This is a genomic window from Thalassolituus sp., from assembly GCF_984348125.1.
The window spans coordinates 1-25,128 of the sequence record NZ_CFHJLR010000005.1 but is presented as its reverse complement, the minus strand read 5'-3'; the positions used below and the strand labels follow the sequence as shown (position 1 = coordinate 25,128).

The following is a 25,128-nucleotide window of genomic DNA, read 5'->3' as shown; positions in this document are numbered from 1 at the left end:
AATATGGGCGAGGCCAGACACCTCGCTCAGCCAGCGCTTCACAGTTTATTACATGTCAGGTGTGAGAAAGCACCAACCATACAAGCCATAAAGCCGGTGTGCACATTGGCTCTGGGCTCTGATTTTGAGACAATAGCTGACCATACTCCTCGGTCTTTGCGGTTATCCATGAATCAGCCTTCCAGCCAGACGAACAAGCACTTGTTCTCCAACTATCCATACTGGGCAGAGTGCTTTGGCACCGCGCCGTTTCTGCCTATGTCCAGGGAAGAGATGGATCAGCTTGGCTGGGATTCATGTGACGTTATCCTGGTAACCGGGGACGCGTACGTTGATCACCCCAGTTTTGGTATGGCGGTCATGGGGCGGATGCTGGAATCTCAGGGGTTTCGTGTCGGCATCATTGCTCAGCCTGACTGGAACAACCCCGAAGACTTCACCAGGTTAGGTAAGCCGAATTTCTATTTCGGCATCACCGCGGGAAACATGGACTCCATGATTAACCGCTACACAGCCGACCTGAAAGTTCGCTCAGACGATGCCTACACACCGCATGGCGAGCCGGGTAAGCGACCAGATCGCGCGGTGATCGTCTATTCGCAGAAATGCCGGGAGGCCTATAAAGATGTCCCCATCGTGATTGGTGGCATTGAGGCATCGCTGCGCCGAATTGCTCAATACGACTACTGGACTGATCAGGTTCGTCGCTCGGTGTTGATTGATTCTGGTGCGGACATCCTTTTATATGGCAATGCAGAACGCGCGATTGTCGACCTGACGCATGCGTTAGCTCAGGGGCGGGAAGTCAAAGATCTGACCGATCTCCGGGGTACGACCATCGTCCGTGAAGCAACTCCGGAAGGCTGGGCAGAAGTCGACTCCACACGAATCGACTGGCCAGGGCGTATCGACGAGATACCGAATCCCTATGAGATGAAAGATACAGAGACCATGTCCTGTAGTACCAACGGAGACGGGGAAGAACAGGAAGGCAGCGCAGAAGACAATGATGTGATGCCGGTTAAGATTGTGCCTATGCCACTGCATCGAAAGGCCGATCTTGATCCTGAAACAACGGTCATTCGTCTGCCATCGTTCGAGAAAGTCCGCAACGACAGCGCGCTGTATGCGCATGCATCACGGGTGCTTCATCAGGAGTCGAACCCCTATAACGCACGACCGCTGGTACAGAAACATGGCACCCGTGAAATCTGGGTCAATCCGCCACCGATCCCCCTCGAAACCGACGAGATGGACAGCGTGTTCGGCTTCCAATATCAGCGGGTTCCTCACCCTTCGTATGGTGATGCGAAAATTCCGGCTTACGAAATGATCCGTTTTTCGGTCAATATCATGCGGGGTTGTTTCGGTGGCTGTACCTTCTGCTCAATTACCGAGCACGAGGGGCGGATTATTCAGAGCCGCTCTCAGGAATCGGTGATCAATGAGATTGAAGAAATCCGCGATAAGGTCCCGGGCTTTACCGGCACTATTTCGGATCTCGGCGGCCCGACCGCAAATATGTACCACCTGAACTGTAAGAGCCCTGAAATTCTTAAAAACTGTCGTCGTCTGAGCTGTGTTTTCCCGGGTATCTGCAAAAACCTGAAAACCGACCATAGTGCAACGACTCAGCTTTACCGTGCCGCCCGTGCACTGCCGGGAATCAAGCGAGTAGCGATTGCCTCTGGCCTTCGTTATGACCTGGCAGTCAAAGATCCCGAGTACGTTCGTGAACTGGTGACGCACCACGTTGGTGGCTATCTGAAGATCGCGCCTGAGCACACAGAGATGAACGTGCTTAACAAAATGATGAAGCCGGGCATGGGAACATACGATGCCTTTAAGCGCATGTTCGATAAATTCTCGAAAGAGGCGGGTAAAGAGCAGTACCTGATTCCTTACTTTATTGCGGCGCATCCGGGTACTGAAACCAAAGACATGATGAATCTGGCGCTGTGGCTGAAACGCAACAAGTTCCGGGTCGATCAGGTACAGACTTTCTATCCGTCACCAATGGCACTGGCAACCGCCATGTATCATTCCGAGCGTGATCCGTTGCACCGGATGAGCTACAAATCGAAGAAGATGCATATACCTCGTAAGCTTGAGGAGCGTCGTCTGCAAAAGGCTTTCCTTCGTTATCACGATTCAAGAGGCTGGCCTGCCTTGCGTGAGGAGCTGAAACGCATCGGGCGTACCGATCTTATTGGTAGCGGCCCGAATGCATTGATTCCGGCAGAGGATGAAGTACCTTCCAAGCGTCATCAACGCCCGGGTTTCAAACCAAAGGCGAGTGCTGCGAAACGCAAAGGTGGATCACCAACGAGTTCAACAAAACCCGGTACTGCAAAGAAGGCTGGCCCACGTAAGCGCCGCTGAACTCTGGTGGCTTGCTGACGTCCAACCTGGATATGGACGATATGACACAGCAGTTTACTTCTTACGACGATATGGTCGCGCAGGTTATTGAGACCTGCGGGCCGGACATTCGCCTGGCTACTATTCTGGGGCTAGGCAAACCCAACCGTTTAATCAACGCGCTGTACGATACGGTGAAAGATCGCAGTGATTTATCACTGACTATTTTCACCGCACTTTCTCTTAACCCTCCTGAGCCTGCCTCCGATCTTGAATCCCGATTTCTGACTCCCTTTGTCGAAAGGTTGTATGGCAAGGATTTCCCGCGGCTGAAGTACGCTGACGATATGAAGGCCGGTAAGTTGCCTGGGAACATTCACGTTGAGGAGTTTTACACTCAGCCCGGCAGCTATGTGAAATCCGCGCAAGGGCAACAGAATTACAACAGCCTTAATTACACAGAAGTGGCGGATGCTTTATCGACCAAAGGGATAAACGTTGTTTTTCAGCGAGTATCAGCTAACGACAGTGGAGAATATTCGCTCTCGTCGAATACAGATTTGACACAGGACGTGCTTGATCGAATACAGCAGGCAGGGCAACCCCGACCTTTCTGTGTCGGTGAAGTTGATCACAACCTTCCGTGGGTCGGTGGCAAGGCCGTCATGCCTTCTCAGTTTTTCGACGCTATCGTCAATGTTACAAGTACCAATGACCAGTTGTTTGCTTTGCCTCGTCAGCCGGTCAGTGACAGTGATTTTGCCATAGGCTTTTATGCGTCATTACTGGTAAAAGACGGAGGTACCCTACAGGTGGGGATTGGGGCATTAGCCGATGCCCTTTGCTACGCACTGGTCCTCCGACATACGGACAATGCACTTTATCGTAAGATTATTAACGCGCTGAACCCGGATGTTCTGGCGTCTGATCTGGTGCGGGAGTACGGGGGATACGAGCCTTTCGAAACCGGAGTATACGGTTGTAGCGAAATGGTGAACGAAGGGTTCAGGGTGCTCGTCGAGCAAGGCATTATGAAGCGGCGCGTGGTTGATGACCTGGCTCTGATGCGCAAACTTAATGCTGGGCAACTGTCCGCAGCGGAGCAGGAAACTGTTGAGTCTGAAGGTAAATACCTTCGTGGTGGATTTTATCTTGGCTCGCCGGAGTTTTATCAATGGATTGAAGAACAGGGCGCGCAACCGAATACATTAGAGATGGATCGCATTGGCCGCATTAACTCTGTCACCGGGCCGGACTATGAGCTTGAGGTTGAACAGAGGCGTCATGCGCGATTTATGAATATTTGTATGATGGCAACGCCGCTCGGTGGAGCTGCTTCTGAGACATTGCCTGATGGTCGCGTCGTCTCAGGCGTTGGTGGACAATATAATTTCGTATCCATGGCGGCGGATTTACCGGAAGCGCGTTCAGTGCTGATGTTACATGCTGCTCGCGGCGATAAGCAGGAAAGTAATGTCCGCTGGAACTTATCCAACCTGACGATACCTCGCCATCTTCGCGATATTTATGTGACCGAATACGGCATTGCCGATCTGCGTTTTGCGTCCGACGAAGAATGTATTCAGCGAATGCTCAGCGTATCGGCGTCGGGCTCAGTCACGAGTCTGAAAGAGCAGGCTGTTGCCGCCGGTAAATTGAAGGCTTCTTTTTATATCAGTACGATTAAACAGAAAAATTCACCGGAAATTCTGGGAAAAAGACTCGCAGAGTTTCGTCGCAATGGTAGCCTGATCGACTACCCACTTGGCAGTGACTTTACCCCGGTCGAGCAGAAACTGGTCACAGCCTTGCAGATATTGAGGCGAAGCACGTCGACCACAGCCGGTAAGTTACAGCTGATATATCGAGCCCTGACAACCCAGCTCCCGGATTACGAAGAAGAAGTATCGCGAATGTCGCTCAGTGAGGCTACGTCGCTCAAGGAAAAATTAACCGCCAGGTTGTTACGTTATGCATTATTCTCAAGCGAGTAGCAACAATATAAATGTCATCTGTGCAATGCATCATTGCATGAAGATAGGGCAGCCTCAGGAGACGGCGAGTGGCGGATAATCTCGATATAACCTCAGTACTGACGACACTGCGTGAGGATACCGACGATGAGCGTATTTCGCTGGGGGATATTGTCAGTTCGCTGGAAGGGCGGGGCTTTGGTCCGCTACTGATGGCTCCGGCACTGATAGCATTTTTACCCAGTGGTGCCATACCCGGTATACCGAGTTTGTGTGGGATTCTTATTGCCCTTATTGCAGTACAGAAAGTATTTGGAAAAAGTCATCCCTGGATTCCATCCCGTTTACGCAAAGCAGACTTCGACCGGGAACGCTTCAGTGAGGGCGTTGATCAGATCACTCCAGTGACCAAGCGAATTGACCGCTTGTTCAAGCCACGGCTGACGTTTTTATTCGGCCCTGTCATCAGTCGCTTAATCGCAGCGCTGTGCGTTATGTTTGGCTTGTTAATGATACCGCTTGAACTCATCCCTATGGCTGCAGCAATCCCTGCACTTGCGATTATTTTCGCTGCCATCGGCTTGAGTACCCGCGATGGGATTATGTTGGTTCTTGCACTGGTTCTTTTCTCTGTAGCCGGTTATTGGGCCGGTACTGAATTTGGCTTTCTTTGAGTCTGGCTCTAAGCTCGGAACAGCGCGAGAGGTCTGAGTAGAGTCGGGCGATAACTTAATACCTGGCCAACGATAAAAGCAGCAGTTGCGCTTAGCATGGCCCAGACAAGCACTGCCATTGAGGCGTGGTCAGCCTGAAGGCACGCCAGACCAGACAGCATGACGCAAAACCAGCCCAGGCTTCTGAGAATACGCGAGGCGGGCTTTCCGTCCGTCACCTGCTTCCAGTGTGACTTGAGAGACAGCGCGAACCAGCTCATTGCCAGCAGCATCAGTACAAAGGCGATTGTTAACCATGCTGCCTCATTCATAAGCGGTTTCTCCTGTAGCTATCTCTTCTTGTCCGGCTTCCTGTTTGCTTTGTGTTTCATTCATTGCGGACATCTTTTTTACTGTCAGTAGAGCGATGAGGCTTCCCGCTAGCAGGCTGAGGTCGACACCCGCGACTGCCCAGTAGGGATCTGTAAAGATTGTTTTAATTAAATGGTCTCCGGTACTGATCCAGTTCGCGATGACCGCGACAACCCCCAGGAGGGCAATTAGCATCGTCTGCTCTTTCCAGGCGGGATTACTTTTCGCCAGAGCAACAGGAGCACTACGCCATGCTGCGTGCAGGAACGACAGAGCCCACACAGACCAGAAGACAATTTTCTCTATCTCACCTTTGCCTTCCGTTGCGGCAGGAATAAAGCGGTTGGCGGTCAGCATTGCGATTGCAGCGATGACCATGCCGGTCACTGTGGTCACTGCAAATGCGTCGACAACTCTGCTTCCCTGAGAACCTGCTTTGGCATGCTGCTGCTTGCGCTTTTCGACAAAGAACATAAACCCAGTAGCAATACATGCACAGCCGAGCAGGCCTCCAATAACGTAGAGCCAGCGTAGGAACCAGTGCTCAAAATGCTGGAGGTGCAGGCCGGCGAGAAAATCGCCAATGGCTTCGGCAAGACTGTGAGGGGGATCTTCGCGGAGCACTTCCCCCGTGACGCCATTAAAGTGGATACCTTCACCCACGAGAGCAACGCGATCGCTACCCGCACGATAAATGCTGACATAAGCATTCTGGTCACCGACATGGTGCATCTGCAGGAAGCCGACTTCGCCAGCCATGTCCCTTGCTGCCCAGCGACGTTTCGCTTCTGCGACCATCGCATCGACAGAGGCCATGGGTGCAGTAACGCCGGCGCGTTTATGAGGTAACCCCATTTCCTGTGCTTCGATTTCCTGCTGGGCGCTGTGCAAGGGTTCCAGCATGGTGTTAGTGACGGGCATATAGTAAAAGGCGACGAAGATAATCAGGCCAGTAAACGCAAAAAAGAAGTGAAATGGCAGCGCCACCACGCCGGTCATATTGTGCATGTCGAGAATACTGCGCTGCTTACTTTTATGGCGGCGGAAGGTAAACAATTCGCGGAAAATCTTACGGTGTATCCATACACCAGAAATAAGCGCAACCAGCATAAAGAAACCGGCAATGCCCACAATAAAAAAGCCGAGGAAGTTCCAGTTAATATTCAGGCTATAGTGCAGTGGATAGAACCATTCACTCCCGATTTTAAGGTGATGATCCGGGACACTGGCGCCAGTACGAGGATCGATCGTGGTATTGCCATGGATATGGTTGTGACCTTCAGTGTCGGCAGGAAAGGGAACCCGGAAACCCGCACCCATACGTAAGACAGGGTCGCGATGGGTGGTATACGCCCAATACTCATCCGCCGGTAGTTCCAGTCGCGGCGTCATCTCGCCAGCGCTGGCATCATGGTATTTCGGCATCATGCGATTGTATTCTGCTTCATCCGGTTCGATGCGCTCGAACACACCCATCAGCAGGTTGTCGAAAGACGGCATAGGTTGCGGATCAAAGCGGGTCTCAGGGATGGCCCAACGATCAATCTCCCGGTCGAATACAGACAGGGCACCAAAGAAAAAACAGACCATCAGGACGAAACCAAGAATCAGGCCAAGCCAGGTATGCAACCAGGCCATACCCTGGCGAGTGCTATTGAATTGCATGGTCAACCTCCCTGAGTCAGTAGAACGGATTGCAACCAGATTGATATGCCTGTCATAGCAACGCCTCCGCCGTAGGCAATGGCATGCGTCAGCAAGGTTTTCCGGTTCAGAAACAGCCAGAAGAACACGAGCAGGAAGACAGGGAAGGCCAGAAGAAATGCAGTGTGCTCTGCGGTATGAAAGCCCCAGCCAAGGGCGACCGTTGCGGTGACCGTCAGGGCAACGAAGCCCCAGGTGAACAGGTAGCCACCAATGAAGGCAGTAAGAACCGGGCCAAGCGACCTGCGGGTGAAACTTAAAAGAGTCGACATAAATCCTACACGATTGTGGGTATGGCATTTCGCTTGTGATAGTACAAGAGATAATGGTTCGCATTCAATTGTTATCGTGAAACTCATCGGCCAGTAGTAAGGTCATTGTCAGGTGTTGTGTTTTGGCAACGGGGAGTGTGGTATTTGTGGCCTGAAAGAACATATCGGGCCGGGGTGCTGCTATTCTGAGGAGTAAGTCGACAGGAGACGTATTTATGCGAGTTGGCGTACCAAAAGAAATAAAGAATCACGAGTATCGGGCAGGGTTGACGCCCGACAGCGTCAGAGAGCTGGTACATCGGGGACATGATGTCTTTGTTGAAACGGGCACCGGAGAGGCGATAGGTTTCACCGACGATCTCTACCTGAACAGTGGCGCTGAAGTAGTCAGCAGTGCTGCCGAATTATTCGATGTTGCTGAACTCATCATTAAGGTGAAAGAGCCGCAGGCGTCTGAAGTAGAATTACTTACGTCCAAGCACACTTTATTCACATATCTCCATCTGGCACCTGACCATGACTTAACTGACTCGCTTATTGCGTCTGGCGCTACCTGTATCGCATACGAGACAGTCACAGACGAGCAAGGGCGATTACCTCTGTTAGCACCTATGTCCGAGATAGCCGGGCGTATGGCTGTTCAGGCAGGGGCTCATAGCCTTGAGATGGCCGCTGGTGGGCGGGGAGTGCTGCTGTCAGGTGCTGCTGGGGTGCCAGCGGCTGAAGTGATTATTCTGGGCGGCGGCGTGGTCGGGAGCAATGCGCTTGCCGTCGCTGTGGGTATGGGGGCTCGTGTCACAGTGCTGGATACATCGATGAATCGGTTGCGTGAACTCGACTCTCACTATGGCAACAGAATAAATACCGTGTACTCAACGAGAACAGCGCTGGACGAACACCTGGCTCGTGCTGATCTGGTCGTCGGTGCGGTTCTTCTTCCCGGGGCTTCAGCGCCCAAGCTGATTAAGCATAGCCACCTGCATTCCATGAAGCTTGGCTCTGTTATTGTGGATGTGGCTATCGATCAGGGTGGATGTGCTGAAACCTCGCGTCCTACAACTCACGAATCACCTGTATTCATTGAAGAGAGCGTTGTTCACTACTGTGTAGCCAATATGCCCGGCGCCGTTGCCCGCACGTCCACCCTTGCGCTGAATAACGCAACGCTGCCGTTTATTTTTGCGTTGGCCAATCATGGTGTGAAAGAGGCGCTGGTTGCAGATACTAACCTTTTAAATGGCTTGAATGTTTATCGAGGAGAGCTTGTCAGCCCTGAGGTTGCGGCGAGTCAGAATCGATCTTTCACAGATCGCCTGAGACTACTGTCGAGAAGTTGAGAGTAATTGATCTAATGATTTTTGAAAAATTACAGATGTCGGAACTTTGCAGCCTCGCCTTGGTCATTTAATGTAAGCTCAATAAATAAAAGCTTATGGAGATGATTATGAAACGTATTACATTCGCAATGCTCACTCTGATGTTTGGTCTGGTACTGGCAGGGTGTGAACAGGCCAAAGAAACGGCGGATACAGCCAAAGCCGAAGCCGAAGAAATGGCCGAAGCGGCAGGTGACAAAGCGGAAGACGCGATGCGCGCGGCGGAGGATGCTGCAGAAGAAGCCGCTGCTGCAGTCGAAAATACCTTTACCGATAAATCAGCTGCCGAAAAAGCAGCGGATAAAGTCTCTTCTGCCGCAGAGGATGCTGGTGAAGCAACGGAAGATGCTGCTGAAGATGTAGCAGATGAGATTGACGATGCTGCGACCGCAGCTGCTGAGTAACAGTTTCGATGCGGTGAAGTGAAGCGATTACGATAAAATAGCAGTTAGTTTTGCTTCACAGAAAAGGCCACTCTTCGGAGTGGCTTTTTTCGGCTAGGACGTTTTATACCTTTTCTTTTGTTTCCTTCTTTTTGGCCATATTTAACCAGCCCTTTCAGATCTGATCTCCTATACCTGACTGACCATTTTCAGCCCAGGATAAAAACATGACAACAGGACTTCGATCATACCGGCCACGCTACCTCACACTTGCCACAGCAATCGTATCTGCGGCACTCAGTGCGAATACTTATGCCTGGTATTCCCCCAAAGGAGCCGTGCCCGAAGAAAAACTCGAGCGAGTGGCTCGCGACTGGACTCGAGAGCAGGTTGATACTGCGGTTGTATCGAGTTTTATGAAAATTCCATCAACAAATCCAGCTGTGAATGCGACCGTTAGTGAAGGGTGTGCGTCTATACAGTTCGTGCGTCATAAATTACGCAGTGGCCCTGACAACGCTGCTGAGGCGGATGCAGCCTTATTGATGATGCCCGGTGTAATCGAAGGTGCAAACGGATTCCACTACATTGCGCGCAATATGATTTATAAGGCGGCTATGCAACATGGCATTAGCCTTGAGGTGTGGGCAGTCGATCGTCGCTCAAATTGTCTGGAAGACCTGACGGGCGTTAATGCGGCTGAAGGTCTGACTGACGTCAGTGAAGCGGAAGACGTCATGATTGGTTATTACTACGAGGGCAAAGAAGTCGACGGCAAGATATTTGAAGGATTCAAGACGTCCCGCGATCTTGAGGAAGTCGTCGATTACGGCCTCGCCATGGCCACTGACGATATGTTCGCTGTGATGGAATATATGATTCCGGATCAGGCTACGCGTAAAGAAAAAGTCTTTGTCGGTGGTCACTCATTGGGTGGCCTGCACACCTCGACCTTCCTTGCCTGGGATCGGGACGGCGACAGAAGCACTCTCGATGATGCAGGTTATATGAATACGGCAGGGGCATTTGGTTTCGATACCTCGTTGCGTCCAGTGTATGCCAGCACTGAAGAGGATATGGTCGAATCAACCACCATGATCAGTTTGTCGGACTGGCTGGGAATTCAGCAGGAGGACGACGAAGCGGATCAGGCTGAGAGTTACGCAAACACGGTCAACCTTCTGCGTGACAACTATCTGCCACGTACATTAGCTGTCGAGGGTGCCTTTAACGCAGAGATTCTTGCCCTGCCAGAAGCCATGGCCCTACTTGCTGGTATAGCCCCAGAAGAAGAGAGCATGGCTCTTCAGCGGTTGCCACGTTCGCTGACGTTGAGAACACTTTTGGCTCTGGTACACAGTCGGGATATCAACGATTTCTTTTATAAGCCAAGCATTGATGACTTTCGCTACACCAACGAGGCCCTGGTCGGTCTGATCTTTGATGATAACTCAACCGTTCTGCCATTTATCAGCACCTCCCTTGGGTTCTTCGAAGGCGGTGGTATGGAAGAGCGCAAGGGCATTGCTGATCTGGTGGGGTCGATCGTACCAATTCTGGGTACCGGCGGCGGTGACGTTATTCCAACGCCTTATATCGCGACAGATGCTGGACCTTATCGCTGGCGTACGGGGGAAGGGCCGCTGTACGGCTGGGCCGACTTCGATGAGGTCGCGAGTAATTCAGACACCGAACATCAGGACGAGAACGGCGAGATTACCTTCACGAGCCGTCGTTCAGAAACCTCAGATATGGATGACTTCGTAGAGGCGCTCTACGCCGGTGAAACCAACCTGACTGAATGGTATTTCCCGACGCGTTTGTTGCTGGACCTGACTATGGCGGCACCTTATGACTTTGCCGAGAATTATGGCATGTATCTCTATCACCGTGATGGGGCAGCTAACGTTCCAAAAATTGAGTTTATCGCTGAAGAGGGCATCGGTGCCGACCCAGTTGGTGGTCAAGGTACGGACGACCCGATCGTTCTTGAGGGAATGAACCATCTGGACCCGATGTTCGCAGTGGCAAATGCGAGCGCGACGCACCCCAATCCGGTCATCGACAGCCTGCTGGATTTTGTCGAAAGCAACCTGAACTCATCTCGTCGATAATCGACCAAAGCGACACGTCCCGTAGGTGAAAACGGGGCGTGTCGCCACACAAAACCCTGTTACAATGAACGTCCTCAGTTCAGTCACGCCCAACGACCAGACAGACAAGGACGCCATGTTTCGCTTATACCATTCCAACGATCTTGAAGTCCTGAAAGAGCTCCTGCTCAACGAGATCCGTCAAAACCCACCCGGTGTTTTTGATTCAGAGCAGATACTCGTTCAGTCACAGGGCATGGCACACTGGCTCAAGCTTCAATTGGCCGACGGCCTCGGAGTAGCGGCTCAGGTCGATTTTCCTCTGCCATCGGCCTACGTCTGGAAGGTATTCAATACGCTCAAACCTGAGCTGCCCGAGCGTTCGCACTTTGAGAAACAGGCCATGGCATGGAAGTTAATGCGCCTTCTACCGGGGCTGAAAGATGAACCTGAGTGTGAAGGTATTGCCCGTTACCTCAAGAACGACCCTGATGGCCTGCGCTGCTATGAACTTGCTCATAAAATAGCCGACGTTTTTGACCAGTATCTGGTGTATCGCCCCGACTGGCTGCTTAACTGGGAAAAGGGCATAGACGGGATCGATGACAGTGATGTATCGGTTCATCCCTGGCAGCCGCGGGTCTGGCGAGCGCTGGTGGCTGACAGTCGGGCGTTGGGGAATAGCCTCGAGCACCGCGCCCGGCTGACGACCTCATTAGCGTCCATCGTTGCTGAAAATGGGCATCGCTTAAACGCTATGCCACAACGCTTATTTGTATTTGGTATCGCAGCTTTACCCGGTGGTTACTGGGATGTTCTTAATGCGATTTCTGGTCATATCGATGTGCATTTCTTCCTGTTGAATCCTTGTCGTAATTTCTGGGGAGATATTGTCAGTGACCGACAGAAAGCCTGGATTCTGAAGACCAACCCAGATGCGGAGAATTACCTAGAGCGTGGTAACCCGTTACTGGCCAGCTGGGGGCGTCTTGGTAAAGATTTTCTGACGCTTGTGCACGAAACCTCAGATGAAGGTCAGTTACAGGACGTTGAAGCGTTTACAGAGATTGAGCGAACAAGCCTACTGAAGCATATTCAGGCAGATCTGTTAGACCTCCGGGATGGTCAATCAGCGGCCTATCAACCAGCAGCTTTAAAAAGTAGCCGCTTCAAATCATCAATATCTAAGAACGATGAGAGTCTGAGGGTAGTCTCGGGGCACAGCCCGTTGCGGGAAGTTCAACGCCTGCATGACCAGCTCCTGTTCTGGTTCAACGACAACCCATCGCTTAAACCTCGCGACGTTGTGGTGATGGTGCCCGATATCGACCAGTACGCCCCCTATATCGATGCTGTATTCGCCAGCGCGCCCGAAGGTCATCGTGTTCCGTGGGCGATTGCAGATCAGTCGCAGGTTCAGGAGAACCCGCTACTCGATAGCGTCGTGTCTCTGATGAGTTTATTTGATAGCCGGTTGCAACTGACCGATGTGCTTGATTGGTTGGACGTGCCCGCCATACGTCGTCGGTTCAGCATTGAAGAGGGCGATCTCGAGGGCGTGCGTGAATGGCTTGATAACGCAGGTGTTCGCTGGGGGTTAGACAGTGATCACCGCAGTGACCTTGGTTTTCCTGCCTTTGGTCAGAACAGCTGGCGCAAAGGTTTGCGTCAGTTATTGTTAGGGTTAATGCTGCCCACCGATGCTACAGCGCATCAGGGCGAAGATTGGCCAGTGTTTGGCGTAGAAGGTGGAGCAGCTGAGCTTCTTGGCCAGCTGATCCAGTTAATCGAAACTCTTGATCATTGGCGCGGCTATCAGTCTGAAACGCATACGGTAGAAGAATGGATGACCGCCATTCCTGAATTACTGGATGATTTTTATGAACCCGACCTTGATGAAGGTGTTCAGCTTCAGCGGGTCCGCGATGCTATTCAGCGTTGGGCAGAAGAACTCAGTGATGCAGCGTACGACGAAGCCTTATCACCTCAGGTAGTGCGCAGCTGGTTTCAGGAACATCTCGGTCAACAAGGTGGCTGGCAGCGTTTTCTGGCTGGTCCGGTGAACTTCTGTACTTTAATGCCGATGCGATCAATCCCATTTAAAGCTGTGTGCTTATTGGGAATGAACGATCAGGATTATCCGCGTCAGGTGACTCCGGTCGGTTTTGATTTAATGGTGCAGGGGCGAGCGCGTCGGGGAGATCGTTCCCGACGTGAAGACGACCGTTACCTCGTTCTTGAGGCACTGTGTTCTGCGCAGGAGAATTTCTACATCAGTTACCGCGGACGCGATGCCCGGGAAAATCACGAGTTGCAACCTTCGGTTCTGATCAGCGAACTTCTTGATTACATCTGTGATGCATATTGCCTTGAAGGTGATGAAAAACTACCTGCACGAGAGAGCCGGGAGCGGCTGCGCAACTGGTTAACCGAAGAACTCCCATTGCAGCCGTTTAATCGCCATACCTATGAGCCAGAGCAAGCCAATGCTGTAGCCGGTTACCATAAACTGTGGGCTGATGTTGCAAACGCTGATCACAGTCAGGCGGAGAATCGGCCATTTTATCGTCAACCTGTTTCCATACCGGAAGGCTTTAATCGTCGCCAGGTACTCTGGAGTGATGTGAAAGAGTCCTTGTTGAAACCGGCCGATTTCTTTCTGAAACGCCGGTTAAAGTTGCAGCCTGATCTGTACATGACACAGTCCCGTAACGAAGAAACTTTTCATCCTGACGCGCTCGAAAATAGTGTGTTAAAGCACCGTTGGATGCAGGATAAATTAACGGCTAGCGGCGAGTCGGACACACCTGACTTTGCTTTTCGTGAGCAGGCATTGGGCAGTCTCCCAGTCAATGCGTTGGGCGATATATACGTCAGTCGGGTTGAAAATGAATTGGCGCCCTTACTGGAAGGGGTTAAGCGTTTTGCATCAGGGCCTGCAGAGAGTGGTGCTCTGACATTAACGATTGATGATCCGAAACTCTCAGGCGGCGAAAATGAGGCCATTGATATCAGCGGTGAATACGGCCAGTGCTGGAATCGCCAGCTGGTGTACTGGAGAGCCGGAGATTTACGTGGTGAGCATTTGCTGAACTTATGGCTCGACCTGGTGTTCGCGGCGGCCGCACAGCCGGGGCTGGTGGATATGGCGGTGATTGTCGGCGGTAAAAAGAAAACTGAAGAATTTATATTTGACGCACCCTCACAGGATGAAGCCATTCAGTACGTACGTCACTGCCTCGATCACTACTTTGCCAGCTGGACTGCGCCGCAGGACGCTGTCCCCGGGGTACAGTGGACGCTATTACACACCGATGATGCAAAGAAAATGGATACGCTGAAAAAACAGGCGGATAACGAATTTTCGGCATTTAACCGAACAGCAATGCAGCGCTGTTATCCAAACCTGGCAGAGACTCTCCTATCTGGTGGCCTGGAAGACTGGCTGGAAACACACCGTTGGATCTGGGCGCTTCCCGAACAATGTTTGCAGCAGGAGGCCGAAGCGTGAATAAACTCGACCTTCATACATTTCCACTTTATGGGCAGTCGCTGATTGAAGCCAGTGCAGGCACAGGGAAAACCTACACGATTAATCAGTTATATCGTCGTGCCGTACTGGGGCATGGAATTAACCAGAAGCTTGATTGCACTCAGATTCTGGTGGTGACCTTTACTAATGCCGCTGCGGAAGAATTACGCGGCCGGATTCGTGCTGGCTTACGTGATGCCTTTGAGAATTTATTGGCTGCAGAGCAGGGGGTAATGCCTGACCCTGACATTCAGCGTTGGGTTAACGAACTACAAACCGATAAGGTCTCTTCTGAAGCACTTATAAAAGAGCTTCAGACCTGGTTGCAGCTAAACCTCGCCCAGATGGACGAGTCCTCTATCTGTACCATCCATAAATTCTGCGCAAAGATGTTGAAACGCTACGCATTCGACAGTGGTGTAGCGTTTAACCAGGCGTTAGAAGTAGAAGGTGAAGAATATCTTCGCCGCGCCTGTGAAGATATATGGCGCCAGCTGTGCTATCCACAGAATCGGGACGTGCTCGAGTTTCTGACATCAGGTTTCTCTGATCCTGATTCCCTGTTCAGGTATTTCCGCAGCTGGATGAATAAACCTGGCGTGCGCACTAAGCCGGATATCAAAGAGGACTTTGACGTGCTCTGGGGGCGTTTAAAGCAAACGTTCGAAGATGCTAAAAACCTTTGGTTTTTCCTTGGGCATGACAACATCGTTAAAGAGATCATGTCGGCTGATATCGATAAGCGCAGTTACAGCAGTAAGAATTTTCCTAATTGGTTGCAGCAGGCCGGAGACTACTTCGCAGCAGGGCAGGCTTTGCCTATTCCGGCCAATCTGAACCGTTTCGGTTCAGTCATGCTCAGTGAAAAAACGAAAACGGGTGAGCCGCCACGTCATAAGCTATTTGAGAAAATTGATGAGCTGATCGAACTTGAAAGAACACTCAGGCAATCTCAGGAGCTGACCTGGTTTCGTTCTATTTACGACCGTTACATCGACCTTCTTGAGCAAGCGGCGGTTGTCACCAGTAATGATCTTCAGCGCCTTCTTGATAGTGCTCTGCAGTCTGAACAGGGCGAAGAGCTGGCAGCGCAGATCCGAAGATTGCACCCGATTGCAATGATCGATGAATTTCAGGACACCGATCCGGTTCAGTATCGAATCTTCAGTCGTATATATCAGTCTTCTGAGGTCAATGAGTCGGCTGCCGTAAATAACACGGATGATCAGCATGGCCTGATTATGATCGGTGATCCTAAGCAGGCGATTTATGGGTTTCGTGGTGGTGACATCTTTACCTATATGGCCGCGAGTAAACGAGTTGATGAGAGTCGGCGCTTTACACTGGATACTAACTATCGCAGTGATAGTCACCTGATTCATGCGGTGAATGCACTCTGGCAGAATCACGACAAGCCTTTCGTCTTTGATGACGCAATTCAGTTTTACCCGGTACAGGCCGGCGGCCATCACGATAAAAAGGCTCCCCATTGGCAGCAGAATATCCCGACAGAAGCGTTACAACTTTGGGTCGGTGACGATCTGGAAGAATCGAAACCAGAAGCTCAGCAACGAATAGCCACTGAGTGTGCTTCTCAGATTGGCGCTCTAATGTCGGGTGCCGCCAGTTTCCCGGTTAATGGTAAAAAGAATGCGAAAGGAAAGCCGGTTGAGGCCGGCGATATTGCCGTATTGGTTTTCTCCCGGTCACAGGCAAAGATTATTCGGGATGCGTTGACCCGAGAAGGTATTGGCAGTGTTTATCTGACGCGCGACAGCGTACTTGATTCTGTAGAAGCCTGGGACCTGTTAGCTATGCTTGAAGCCATTGCTCATCCCGGTAGTGAAACCAGTGTGCGCCGGGCAATAGCTACCTCAATCTGGGGAGCAACAGCAGACGATCTCGTTCAGATGCAGGATGATGAAAACATCTGGGAATCTCAGCTTGCCAGCATGCACGAGTATCACCAGATATGGCAACGCCGGGGTGTCATGGCCATGCTGATGCAATGGCTCGAAGATGATGAGCGTGCCGTGCGTCTGCGGAAAATAGAAAACGGTGAGCGTGCTCTCACCAATATTCTCCACCTCGGAGAAATGCTCCAGGCACAAAGTCGTAAACTTCGTGGCCATCAGGCTTTGATTCGCTGGTTCAGTGAGCGTATAGACCCGGATTCTGATCGTGGTGAAGAAGCTCAGCTACGCCTTGAAACCGACTCACGCCTGGTCAATATTGTCACCATTCATAAATCGAAGGGGCTTGAATATCCTTTTGTATTTCTTCCGTACCTCTGGGCCGACAGTGCCAGGCCCAGACGCCAGAATACAGAAACGATTTACTTTAATGGTCGTGAGCTGGTACGCGATCTTGCACCGGATGATAAAGCAAAAGAATTGCAGGCTCGCGATACATTAGCCGAGCAGATGCGGCTCTTATACGTTGCTTTAACACGGGCGAAATTCGGCTGTTATATGTGGCTGGCGAATGTGCAGACAGGCGCCAAAAATAAACGTGCGCCGATCTGGCTTGATTCTGCATTGGGTGAGTTATTAAGCAATGGTGGACGTATTGCCGATATCGCTGACGTAGATATTGACGGTATGTTTATCGGTGAGCTACCAGAGTGGCGGGTAGCCGGTCAGGCCGAACTTAATGTCCCACCTCCGCCGGTTGTTCCGGCAATCAATAAAGCGCGTTGGCGCGACCACTGGCGGGTGGGAAGTTACAGCCAGCTGGCTGCCCACTCTGCAAATTCTGCCGCCCACAGTGTTGAAGCGGCAGCGGCAGATTTAGGGCATTACTTTGACTGGGAGGCAGGTGTCACAGATGTCTCTTCAGTATCCGATGGCGAATTGCCGCTGGCTTTGCGTTTCCCGAAAGGTGCCAATCCGGGGACCTGTTTGCACGCAATTTTTGAACACTGGGATTTCCACGATAAAGAGGCTCTGCTTGATGTGTGCAAAGAGCAGCTGAATCTCTATGGCCTGCAGGAGCAGCCCGTCGACGAGGTGTCAGACTGGATTGAAAGTATCGTGAGTCAACCATTGGCACTTTACGATACGACTCTCACACTGAAAGACATTGAGCCATCGTCACGGTTGGATGAAATGGAATTTTATCTACCCGTGGGCCAGCTATCGGCGTCGGATATTGATGCTTTGTTAGGAGGTGATCAACGCTTTAGCTTTGAACCTTTAACCGGCTATCTGAAAGGTTTTATCGATCTTATTTTTGAGTGGCAGGGCCGTTATTACGTCGCCGACTATAAATCGAACCATCTGGGTGATCATTGGCGTAATTATGTGCCCTCGGCATTGCGCGATTCGATGCGTGACCACAGATACGATCTGCAGTCCTGGATTTATATGCTGGCACTTGATCAATTGCTTAGCCGTCGATTGCCTGATTATCAGCCGCAAAAGCACTTAGGTGGCAGTGTGTATTTCTACCTCCGTGGTATGGGAAGTCATTTCTGTAAAAGCGATCACAATACAGACCCTGATGCCGGCGTCTGCTTCACGCCCGTGAGTGTTGAATCTCTGCGCCAGTGGCGAAAAGCGATATTGCCAGAGCAAGCGCAGGAGGTTGCCCCATGAGCACCGATTACTTAAAGCTCTGGTCAGAAAGCGATCTTATCCGTGCGATTGATTATCAGCTGGCTCGTCAGGCAGTGGAGTGGGAGTCCAGATACGGTACAACCTCTCCACAAGACCAGCAGGCCTTAATATTGACGGCCTGTGCCGTAAGTTATGTCCTCGGCCGCGGACAGGTCTGCCTCGAATTATCAGCCTGGCCAAAAGCATTGGCTGTATCGCCTGAGCATCTACCGACGACTGACCAACTGACGCGCTGTCAGACTGTTTCTATCGCAACGTCAGAAGCAGATACATCAGCACTGTTTGTCGTTCAGGGTGAGCGGGTCTACCTGAACCGGTATTTCCGATATGAGCAGTCGGTGCTGGAGCAGATACGTCAGCGCGTCAGCCCGGAAGGCATGCCGGCCAGTAAGGCGCTGGCGACGACGTTGCGAAAACTGTTTCCAGCCCCGGAAGCGGATATCGACTGGCAGGCTATTGCAGCCGCAACGGCCTGTGTTCAGCCGCTGTGTGTGATTACTGGAGGCCCCGGCACAGGAAAAACGACCACGGTGACTCGTTTGCTGAGTGCCTTGTTGAGTGAAAACCCGGATCTACGGGTTGCCCTGGCCGCGCCGACCGGTAAAGCTGCGGCACGCATGACAGAATCCATCCGCCAGGCCCGTGAGCGCGGTGGACTGCCGCACGCCGATGGTATTCCCTCGGTTAGCTTTACTCTGCATCGTCTGCTTGGCTGGAGCCCTAGAGGCTTTCGCTACCACCATGAACGTTACCTTCCGTATGACTGCATCGTGGTCGATGAAGCGTCCATGATTGATTTGCCAATGATGGCTCATCTGCTGAGTGCACTGGCTCCAAAGACACGTCTTATTCTTCTGGGGGACCGTGACCAGCTCGCATCGGTTGAGGCTGGGAGTGTGCTTGCCGATTTGTGCGACGCCGGTACAGAACACGGTATTACCGGCGCTTTTGCCGCGCGACTGGGGGCGTTAACGGGGTACGACATGAGCGCCGTTATCGAAGCAGAATGTTCAATTATGCAGAATGCGATGGTCCAGTTGCGTAAATCCCATCGATTTGGTGAACACAGCGGTATTGGCGCTCTGGCGCGTGCGGTGAATCAGGGGGCCGTTCAACAGGCTGATCAGGTGTTAGAGGACCCGGCTTTTACTGATGCGGTGCGCTTAGCGGTAGATTCCGAAGAGTGGCAGTCGCACGTCGTTGAGGGTTATCGTCAGTATTGTCGCCTGATAGAAGACGGCGCCTCGCCAGAGTGGATTCTAGATGCGTTCGACCAGTTTCAGGTATTGGTGGCATTGCGCAGTGGACCAGTCGGGGTTGAAGAAACTAATCGACGAATTGAACGTCTGCTTAACAGAGCTGGTTTATTGTCAGACACCAGCCAGCTTTGGTATCCGGGGCGCGCAATCATGATTACCCGCAACGATTATGATGTCGGCCTGTACAATGGGGATATCGGCATTATGCTCAGGCATGAAGGGCAGGAGCGTGTTGTATTCCGCGATGCGGAGGGCGGCTTACGTTTCCTCTCGCCGGGTCGTCTGCCTAATCACGAGACGGCATTCGCCATGACGGTACACAAAAGCCAGGGGTCTGAGTTTTCTGCTGTGATGCTTCTCTTACCCGAAAAATGGCAGCAGGTAATTACGCGGGAGTTGGTCTATACGGCCATTACCCGAGCGAGAAAACAATTCTGGTGTCAGGTAGGGAACGCCTGCTGGCAACAGGCTTTGAATTCCAGAACAGAAAGAGCAAGCGGCCTTAGAGACGCGCTCTGGAGCAATAACGACGCACTATGAATGACAGTCGAAAAACAGAAGATAATGCGCAACAGAACGTATTAACAAAATCGCAGAAAAAAGCGCAGAAAAAGTATCCCAAGCATGTTCGTCATCGGGCTAAAACTCCCTTGTGGCTGAAGCTGCCGCTGATACTCGTTGCGGTTCTGGTCAGTATTTACCTGCTGGTGTTTGTTGCTGCACCATTTTTCGCGCTGCGCTACGTCGAGCAATGGTATGCCGAGCAGGGAGAAGGACAGTCGCTTCTCATAGGTGGTTGGACGTTGTCACCCTTTACTGGTGAAGTCGAGCTGCGAGACGTCAGTGCGGTCTATCCCGCTAAGGATTCAGAGGCAGAGGTCGGCGCTGATTTTATCGGTATTAACGTCAATCTCTCTGCGTTGCTCGATCAGACAATCCATATTCAATCCGTGGGTGTAACCGGATTAAAGTTTCGCGGAAAGCAATCCGAGGAAGGGCTCTCCCTGGCGGGTATCACTCTGCCGGGCTCTGACCAGGCTGAAGAAGCAACGCCTGACAACGGTGAAGTAGCCAATGAGTCGGGCGATCAGGAGAGTGAGCAGGAGAGTGAGCAGGAGAGCGATCAGACAGGCAGCTCCGGGCCTCTTCCTGAAGGCTGGTCACTCCGGGTCGACGATATATCGCTCACAGATGACTTGATTCAGTGGCAGCAAGCCGGGCTGGCAGTCACCGTTGAATTAAGTGAGTTATCGACGGGCTTGTTCAATTCGGCAACCGACGATGCAACGCCTCTCACTTTAGATGTCACTCTGCGCGAGCTGAGTGTTGCCATCGGCGAGGAATCTCTGGTGTTGCGCTCCCCAGTCACGCTCCGTCTTCAGGCAGAGGCTCAGAAGGTGTTAACCCAACCAAATATTTCGGGTGATATATCGCTGACTGCACTGGCACTCGATGCACCGGGTATTGAAGGCGTGGAATTCAATGCGCTGGATATCAAAGGTGCATCTTTCAATCTGGGCGAAAGTGGTATGACCGCAGGTCTCAGATCTTTACTACTGAAAAATGTGCAGGCTCAGTTACCGGATGATGAGAAAGCGCAACTGGACCAGTTAATGCTGAGCCAGGTGAGCTGGCGCGCCAGTGAAGATGACGTCTTGATTAAAGAACTTTCACTCGAAGGCTTCAGTGGCAACCTGGCCGGGTTCCCTGAGTTATCGCTTGCGGCCTTTACTACTTCAGAGGTTAGAGTCGAAGGACTCTCTACTCAGCCTGTTGCTGACATTGGCCGTGCCGCACTCGAAACCTTAAGGGCACGTCACCCTGAAGCTGGTGTTCTGCAACTGGGTGACCTGACGGTTATCGGCGTTCAGGCAAATGCAGATGAGCAGAAAGTATCCTCTCTGGAACTGAATGCACTGAGCGTGACACCGCCGGGTGAAGAAGTGCCGCTGGCGTCATTGGCGCATTATCAGATCACCGATATTAAGGCGACCCCGTCGGGTTTTGCATCAGGCGTACATCAGTTTTATGGGCTGGTTTCTAACGTAACCCGCCTTGCAGACGGCAGCATTAAAGGTGTTCCTCAAACTGAGACGGAGACAACGCCTGAGCCTGACTCTGCCACTGATTCGTCTGCCACTGAAGATACGTCGGACGAGACAGCTGCCGAAGCGGTGCCTTTCAGAGTTCAGATTGCCGGCATTCAGTTACTGACGGAGGGCGATGATATTCCAGCAACGACCTTCAACTGGACCGATGAAGCGGTAACACCGACGGTTAATACCAGCGGTAAAGTGCTGGAGCTTTCGACAGGAGAAATCGATACCGAGCAGCTCGAAAGCGGAATTGACCTGACATTACTTCTCGCTCTGGATACCTACAACCGCATCCGCGCCAGCGGAAAAATGGGCGTGAAAGGGGACTATCCCGAGGGCACGTTGGAGGTGGATGTCGAGCAGCTTAATCTGGTTGATTTTAACCCTTATCTTGTCGACGCCATGGGCTATCGACTTAAAAAAGGCATGTTAGGCGTTGATTCAACCATCAGTATTACCGACGGACAGCTCGGTGGGAATGTGCTGATTAAGCTGCAGAACAGCAAGTTTGAGCCCGCAGATGAAGAAACTATCGACCGCCTGAGCAAACAGATATCCATGCCGGTTGAAACGGCATTGTCAGTGCTGAAAGACGATAACAACAATATCCGCATCGACGTTCCATTGTCGGGCGATATCAGTCAGCCAGACGTGGGCATCAATGACGTTATCAGTCAGGTCAGTCGCAAAGCGCTGCGCACGGCGACTCTCTACTATCTGAAGCAGTCTCTCGTGCCATACGGTCAGCTCATCAGCCTGGCATCGTTCGCCGGTGATCAACTGTTTGCGATTCGTCTCAATGACCTCAACTATGAGCCGCAGCAACTGGAGTTGAATGAAGAGCATATTGCGTATCTGGATACCGTGGCTGAGATGATGTCGAACAAGCCAGAGCTGGAATTACAGGCTTGCCCGGTTGCAAGCGAGCAGGAAGTTGCGGCATGGGGTGACGCCTGGTACAGCGAGGCCGTTAAGCGCGGTGCGGCCGTGAAGGCGTATCTGGCAGAGAAGCAGGACAAAAACGATAAGTCGTTATCGGGCCGGGTCACGGTCTGTGCGCCTCAGAAAGGAGACAAGCCAGAGGTTATTCTCGGCGTCTAGTGCGGGTTGCAGAATGCTTATGGCGCTATCTTGCTGATTCGTATGCAATTTCTTCAGAAAGGGTTGCGTAATGTGAAGCGCCTGAGTAATATACGCACCACTTCAGGACTATAGCTCAGTTGGTTAGAGCGCTACCTTGACATGGTAGAGGTCCCCAGTTCGAATCTGGGTAGTCCTACCAGAATTTAAAAAGCCGCTGCAGCAATGCAGCGGCTTTTTTGTTTCTCTTCCTAACTACTTTGCTATCCGCGATACAGGCCTCGCCAGCAAAACCAAGAGGGCCTCTACACTCCGAGCAAATGAGCGGCTAATACCAGCTCCTCGACCCGTTCCTCCAGCGCGTTGGCGATATCAATACGCTCGAACCGCGAAAGAGTGTCTGCATTACCCAAAGCTAACGCATTGAGATGCAGACAAGGCGTGAGTTGATCAAAGTCTCTGAGGTCGCCACGTTTTACCACGGGAAGAAACGGGCCGCGGAGTTGTTTGCGAACGAGCTGAAAGGCAGTTTCTAAGGGCAGTGTTCTGGATTTCTGATTTTTCAATCTGAGATTAACACCAACACCATCAGGCGTCGGATGCAGTAACAGGCCCGTCGCTTTTACCGATTTTTCTGGGATGTGAGAGTAGGTGGCCGTAAAGTCGGCAGGGTCAGGAAGAATGACCACTGAGGTTTTTGTGAAGTAAGTATCGTAGTCAGAGTACACCTGACGAAGGGCTGGGCTGTATACGGGAAGAAACTCACTGAGGTTCAGAAGAAACTGCTTGCCGAGTTCCTTCGCCCTCATTTCTTCCAGCGACCAATGAAGGTCTGCTGTAATCGCCAGTTTCCTTTCTCGTAACCCTGCCACCGGGAGACCTTGTGTCAAAATAATGGCTCATTCTTACCCATTACTCAGTCAATTGGAAGAGGCTTTGTCCTGATAGAAGATACTTGGTCCAGGTTGTAGAAAAGTACCAGGCCACTACTTTCTATAGCGGCCTGAATGGCCAATATTTCGGGTCAGTTAATGGTCAGGCGACGCTGAGATTCCTGCTGCACTTTTTTCGGTAAAGTCAGTTGCAGGACGCCATCTTTATACTCCGCTGCGGACCTTTCAATATCGACGTCCTGTGGCAGCTCAAAGCTACGGGATACCGAACCGTAATAGCGTTCGCTGTGCAGCACGCGCTGATCATCGGACGTACTGTCTTTCTGTTTTATTTCTGCCTTAATTGATACCTGTGCGCCATCGATATCAACATGAATATCCTCTTTTGATACGCCGGGAATATCGGCATGTATCAGGTAATTTTCACCAGCATCAGTGACATCAACCTTCACGCTCTTAGGTAACGCATCACCATGAAGCGGTTTTACGTAAAAGCCAGATGCAACATCGCGGAACAGATCATCAAACAGAGTTGAACGATTAATTAAATGAGTCATAGAAGTTTCTCCACACCAAATAAAACACTCGTGCGCATTGCGCATTTAAAGGTTTCGCCTGGCGGATGAAGCACTCCCGGGATCGTGCTTTTCCGTTCGGTTACTTTCTATATAAGGCAGGATTTTTAAGTTCCAAGAGGGGCAATGCAAAAAAGTTGATACAGATCAGTGGTGCACTGCTTGTCACTAATCTGAAATCCTTCTGTCACGGATTTGCCAGATGACTGTCACCGGATGGTAAGCGTTCGTTCTTAATGTGTTGGTGAATTTTATCAACTAAACGCATTAAAGGTTTAATCATGAAAGTGTGGAAACTTACAGCACTGGCAGCCATGGTCGCAGGTCTCTCTGCATGTGGCGGTGAAGACGGAAAAGATGGCGCTCAAGGTCCAGCAGGCCCTTAGGGCCCCCAAGGTGAGCAAGGCGAGCAGGGCGAGCAAGCACCACCGAACGAAGATAACTCCATGTCGATCAGCATTCTGCACATGAATGATCATCACTCACACCTTGAAGCTGAGTCATTTGGGTTTGATGTGTCCGAGCAGGGGCTTGAAACAGGTGCCGAAGGTGGAGCCATTGCAGAAGTGGATGTCACGTACGGCGGCTTTCCTATGATGGTTAGCCTGTTCAACAGCTTGGACATGCAGTCAGATAATGTTCTGAAGCTGCATTCAGGCGATGCCATTACCGGTACGCTGTATTACTCGTTGTTCAAAGGTCGTGCTGACGCCGACATGATGAACCAGATCTGTTTTGATGCTTTTGCTCTCGGTAATCACGAATTTGATGATGGCGATACGGGTCTGGCGAACTTCCTTGATTCACTGAACTCGTCTGCGTGTGTGACGCCAACTGATCTGTAACCACTTTCATGGACAGTTTTTTCTGTTCATTAAAGAGGTGCAGT

At 51.5% G+C, this 25,128-nt stretch carries 16 protein-coding genes and 1 tRNA gene; 12 read left to right on the top strand and 5 right to left on the bottom strand.

The features are described from left to right. Nucleotides 1-168: 168 nt before the first annotated feature. The 3 genes from AC5E51_RS05010 to AC5E51_RS05000 all read left to right on the top strand — a co-directional run bounded on the left by AC5E51_RS05010 (nt 169) and on the right by AC5E51_RS05000 (nt 5,008). Entirely contained in the window at nt 169-2,382 is a 2,214-nt protein-coding gene (locus tag AC5E51_RS05010; RefSeq protein WP_068437709.1) for a YgiQ family radical SAM protein, read from the top strand. Between the two features lie 41 nt (nt 2,383-2,423). Further along, nucleotides 2,424-4,355, top strand: coding sequence for an acetyl-CoA hydrolase/transferase C-terminal domain-containing protein (locus tag AC5E51_RS05005; protein ID WP_068437789.1), 1,932 nt, complete (start codon nt 2,424-2,426; stop codon nt 4,353-4,355). Nucleotides 4,356-4,423: 68 nt separating this feature from the next. Further along, on the top strand, nt 4,424-5,008 hold the full coding sequence (locus AC5E51_RS05000) for an exopolysaccharide biosynthesis protein (protein WP_068437712.1): 585 nt from the start codon (nt 4,424-4,426) through the stop codon (nt 5,006-5,008). Between the two features lie 8 nt (nt 5,009-5,016). Here AC5E51_RS05000 and AC5E51_RS04995 read toward each other — a convergent pair whose 3' ends face one another. The 3 genes from AC5E51_RS04995 to AC5E51_RS04985 are packed head-to-tail and all read right to left on the bottom strand — an operon-like array spanning nt 5,017 to nt 7,335. Beyond that, the gene (locus AC5E51_RS04995; protein WP_068437715.1) at nt 5,017-5,319 is read right to left on the bottom strand and encodes a DUF3325 family protein; all 303 of its coding nucleotides are present in this window, start codon (nt 5,317-5,319) and stop codon (nt 5,017-5,019) included. Continuing rightward, on the bottom strand, nt 5,312-7,024 hold the full coding sequence (locus AC5E51_RS04990; RefSeq protein ID WP_297532993.1) for a PepSY-associated TM helix domain-containing protein: 1,713 nt from the start codon (nt 7,022-7,024) through the stop codon (nt 5,312-5,314). The genes AC5E51_RS04995 and AC5E51_RS04990 overlap by 8 nt, the downstream gene beginning before the upstream one ends. Nucleotides 7,025-7,026: 2 nt before the next feature. Further along, on the bottom strand, nt 7,027-7,335 hold the full coding sequence (locus AC5E51_RS04985) for an iron uptake protein (RefSeq protein ID WP_297532994.1): 309 nt from the start codon (nt 7,333-7,335) through the stop codon (nt 7,027-7,029). 215 nt (nt 7,336-7,550) lie between these two features. On the opposite strand from AC5E51_RS04985, the gene ald reads away from it, so the two are divergent. From ald to AC5E51_RS04945, 8 genes are all read left to right on the top strand, one after another. Beyond that, on the top strand, nt 7,551-8,672 hold the full coding sequence (gene ald / locus AC5E51_RS04980; RefSeq protein WP_301378515.1) for an alanine dehydrogenase: 1,122 nt from the start codon (nt 7,551-7,553) through the stop codon (nt 8,670-8,672). A gap of 107 nt (nt 8,673-8,779) precedes the next feature. Beyond that, on the top strand, nt 8,780-9,115 hold the full coding sequence (locus AC5E51_RS04975) for a hypothetical protein (protein ID WP_084188678.1): 336 nt from the start codon (nt 8,780-8,782) through the stop codon (nt 9,113-9,115). Nucleotides 9,116-9,321: 206 nt separating this feature from the next. Beyond that, nucleotides 9,322-11,208, top strand: coding sequence for a hypothetical protein (locus AC5E51_RS04970; protein WP_076514694.1), 1,887 nt, complete (start codon nt 9,322-9,324; stop codon nt 11,206-11,208). A 115-nt stretch (nt 11,209-11,323) separates the two neighbouring features. Next, nucleotides 11,324-14,698 (top strand): exodeoxyribonuclease V subunit gamma, encoded by a 3,375-nt coding sequence (gene recC / locus AC5E51_RS04965; RefSeq protein ID WP_301378518.1) that lies wholly within the window; start codon nt 11,324-11,326, stop codon nt 14,696-14,698. Further along, nucleotides 14,695-18,315: an exodeoxyribonuclease V subunit beta gene (gene recB, locus AC5E51_RS04960; RefSeq protein WP_491778211.1), complete on the top strand. Its 3,621-nt coding sequence runs from the start codon at nt 14,695-14,697 to the stop codon at nt 18,313-18,315. The genes recC and recB overlap by 4 nt, the downstream gene beginning before the upstream one ends. Then, nucleotides 18,312-20,135, top strand: coding sequence for an exodeoxyribonuclease V subunit alpha (gene recD / locus AC5E51_RS04955; RefSeq protein WP_491778210.1), 1,824 nt, complete (start codon nt 18,312-18,314; stop codon nt 20,133-20,135). Before recB ends, recD begins: the two co-directional genes overlap by 4 nt. After that, nucleotides 20,132-22,792 (top strand): DUF748 domain-containing protein, encoded by a 2,661-nt coding sequence (locus AC5E51_RS04950; RefSeq protein WP_491778209.1) that lies wholly within the window; start codon nt 20,132-20,134, stop codon nt 22,790-22,792. The genes recD and AC5E51_RS04950 overlap by 4 nt, the downstream gene beginning before the upstream one ends. Nucleotides 22,793-22,896: 104 nt before the next feature. Then, a tRNA-Val gene (locus AC5E51_RS04945) sits at nt 22,897-22,973 on the top strand. Nucleotides 22,974-23,076: 103 nt separating this feature from the next. On the opposite strand, the gene AC5E51_RS04940 is transcribed toward AC5E51_RS04945, so the two are convergent. Beyond that, nucleotides 23,077-23,661: a hypothetical protein gene (locus tag AC5E51_RS04940; protein WP_301387339.1), complete on the bottom strand. Its 585-nt coding sequence runs from the start codon at nt 23,659-23,661 to the stop codon at nt 23,077-23,079. Nucleotides 23,662-23,795: 134 nt separating this feature from the next. Next, nucleotides 23,796-24,221 carry an Hsp20/alpha crystallin family protein gene (locus tag AC5E51_RS04935; protein ID WP_068437744.1) on the bottom strand — a complete coding sequence of 142 codons (426 nt, stop codon included), beginning with the start codon at nt 24,219-24,221 and terminating at the stop codon, nt 23,796-23,798. 464 nt (nt 24,222-24,685) lie between these two features. Here AC5E51_RS04935 and AC5E51_RS04930 point away from each other — a divergent pair, with 464 nt between their 5' ends. Then, nucleotides 24,686-25,084 (top strand): metallophosphoesterase, encoded by a 399-nt coding sequence (locus tag AC5E51_RS04930; protein WP_491778208.1) that lies wholly within the window; start codon nt 24,686-24,688, stop codon nt 25,082-25,084. Nucleotides 25,085-25,128: the final 44 nt, after the last annotated feature.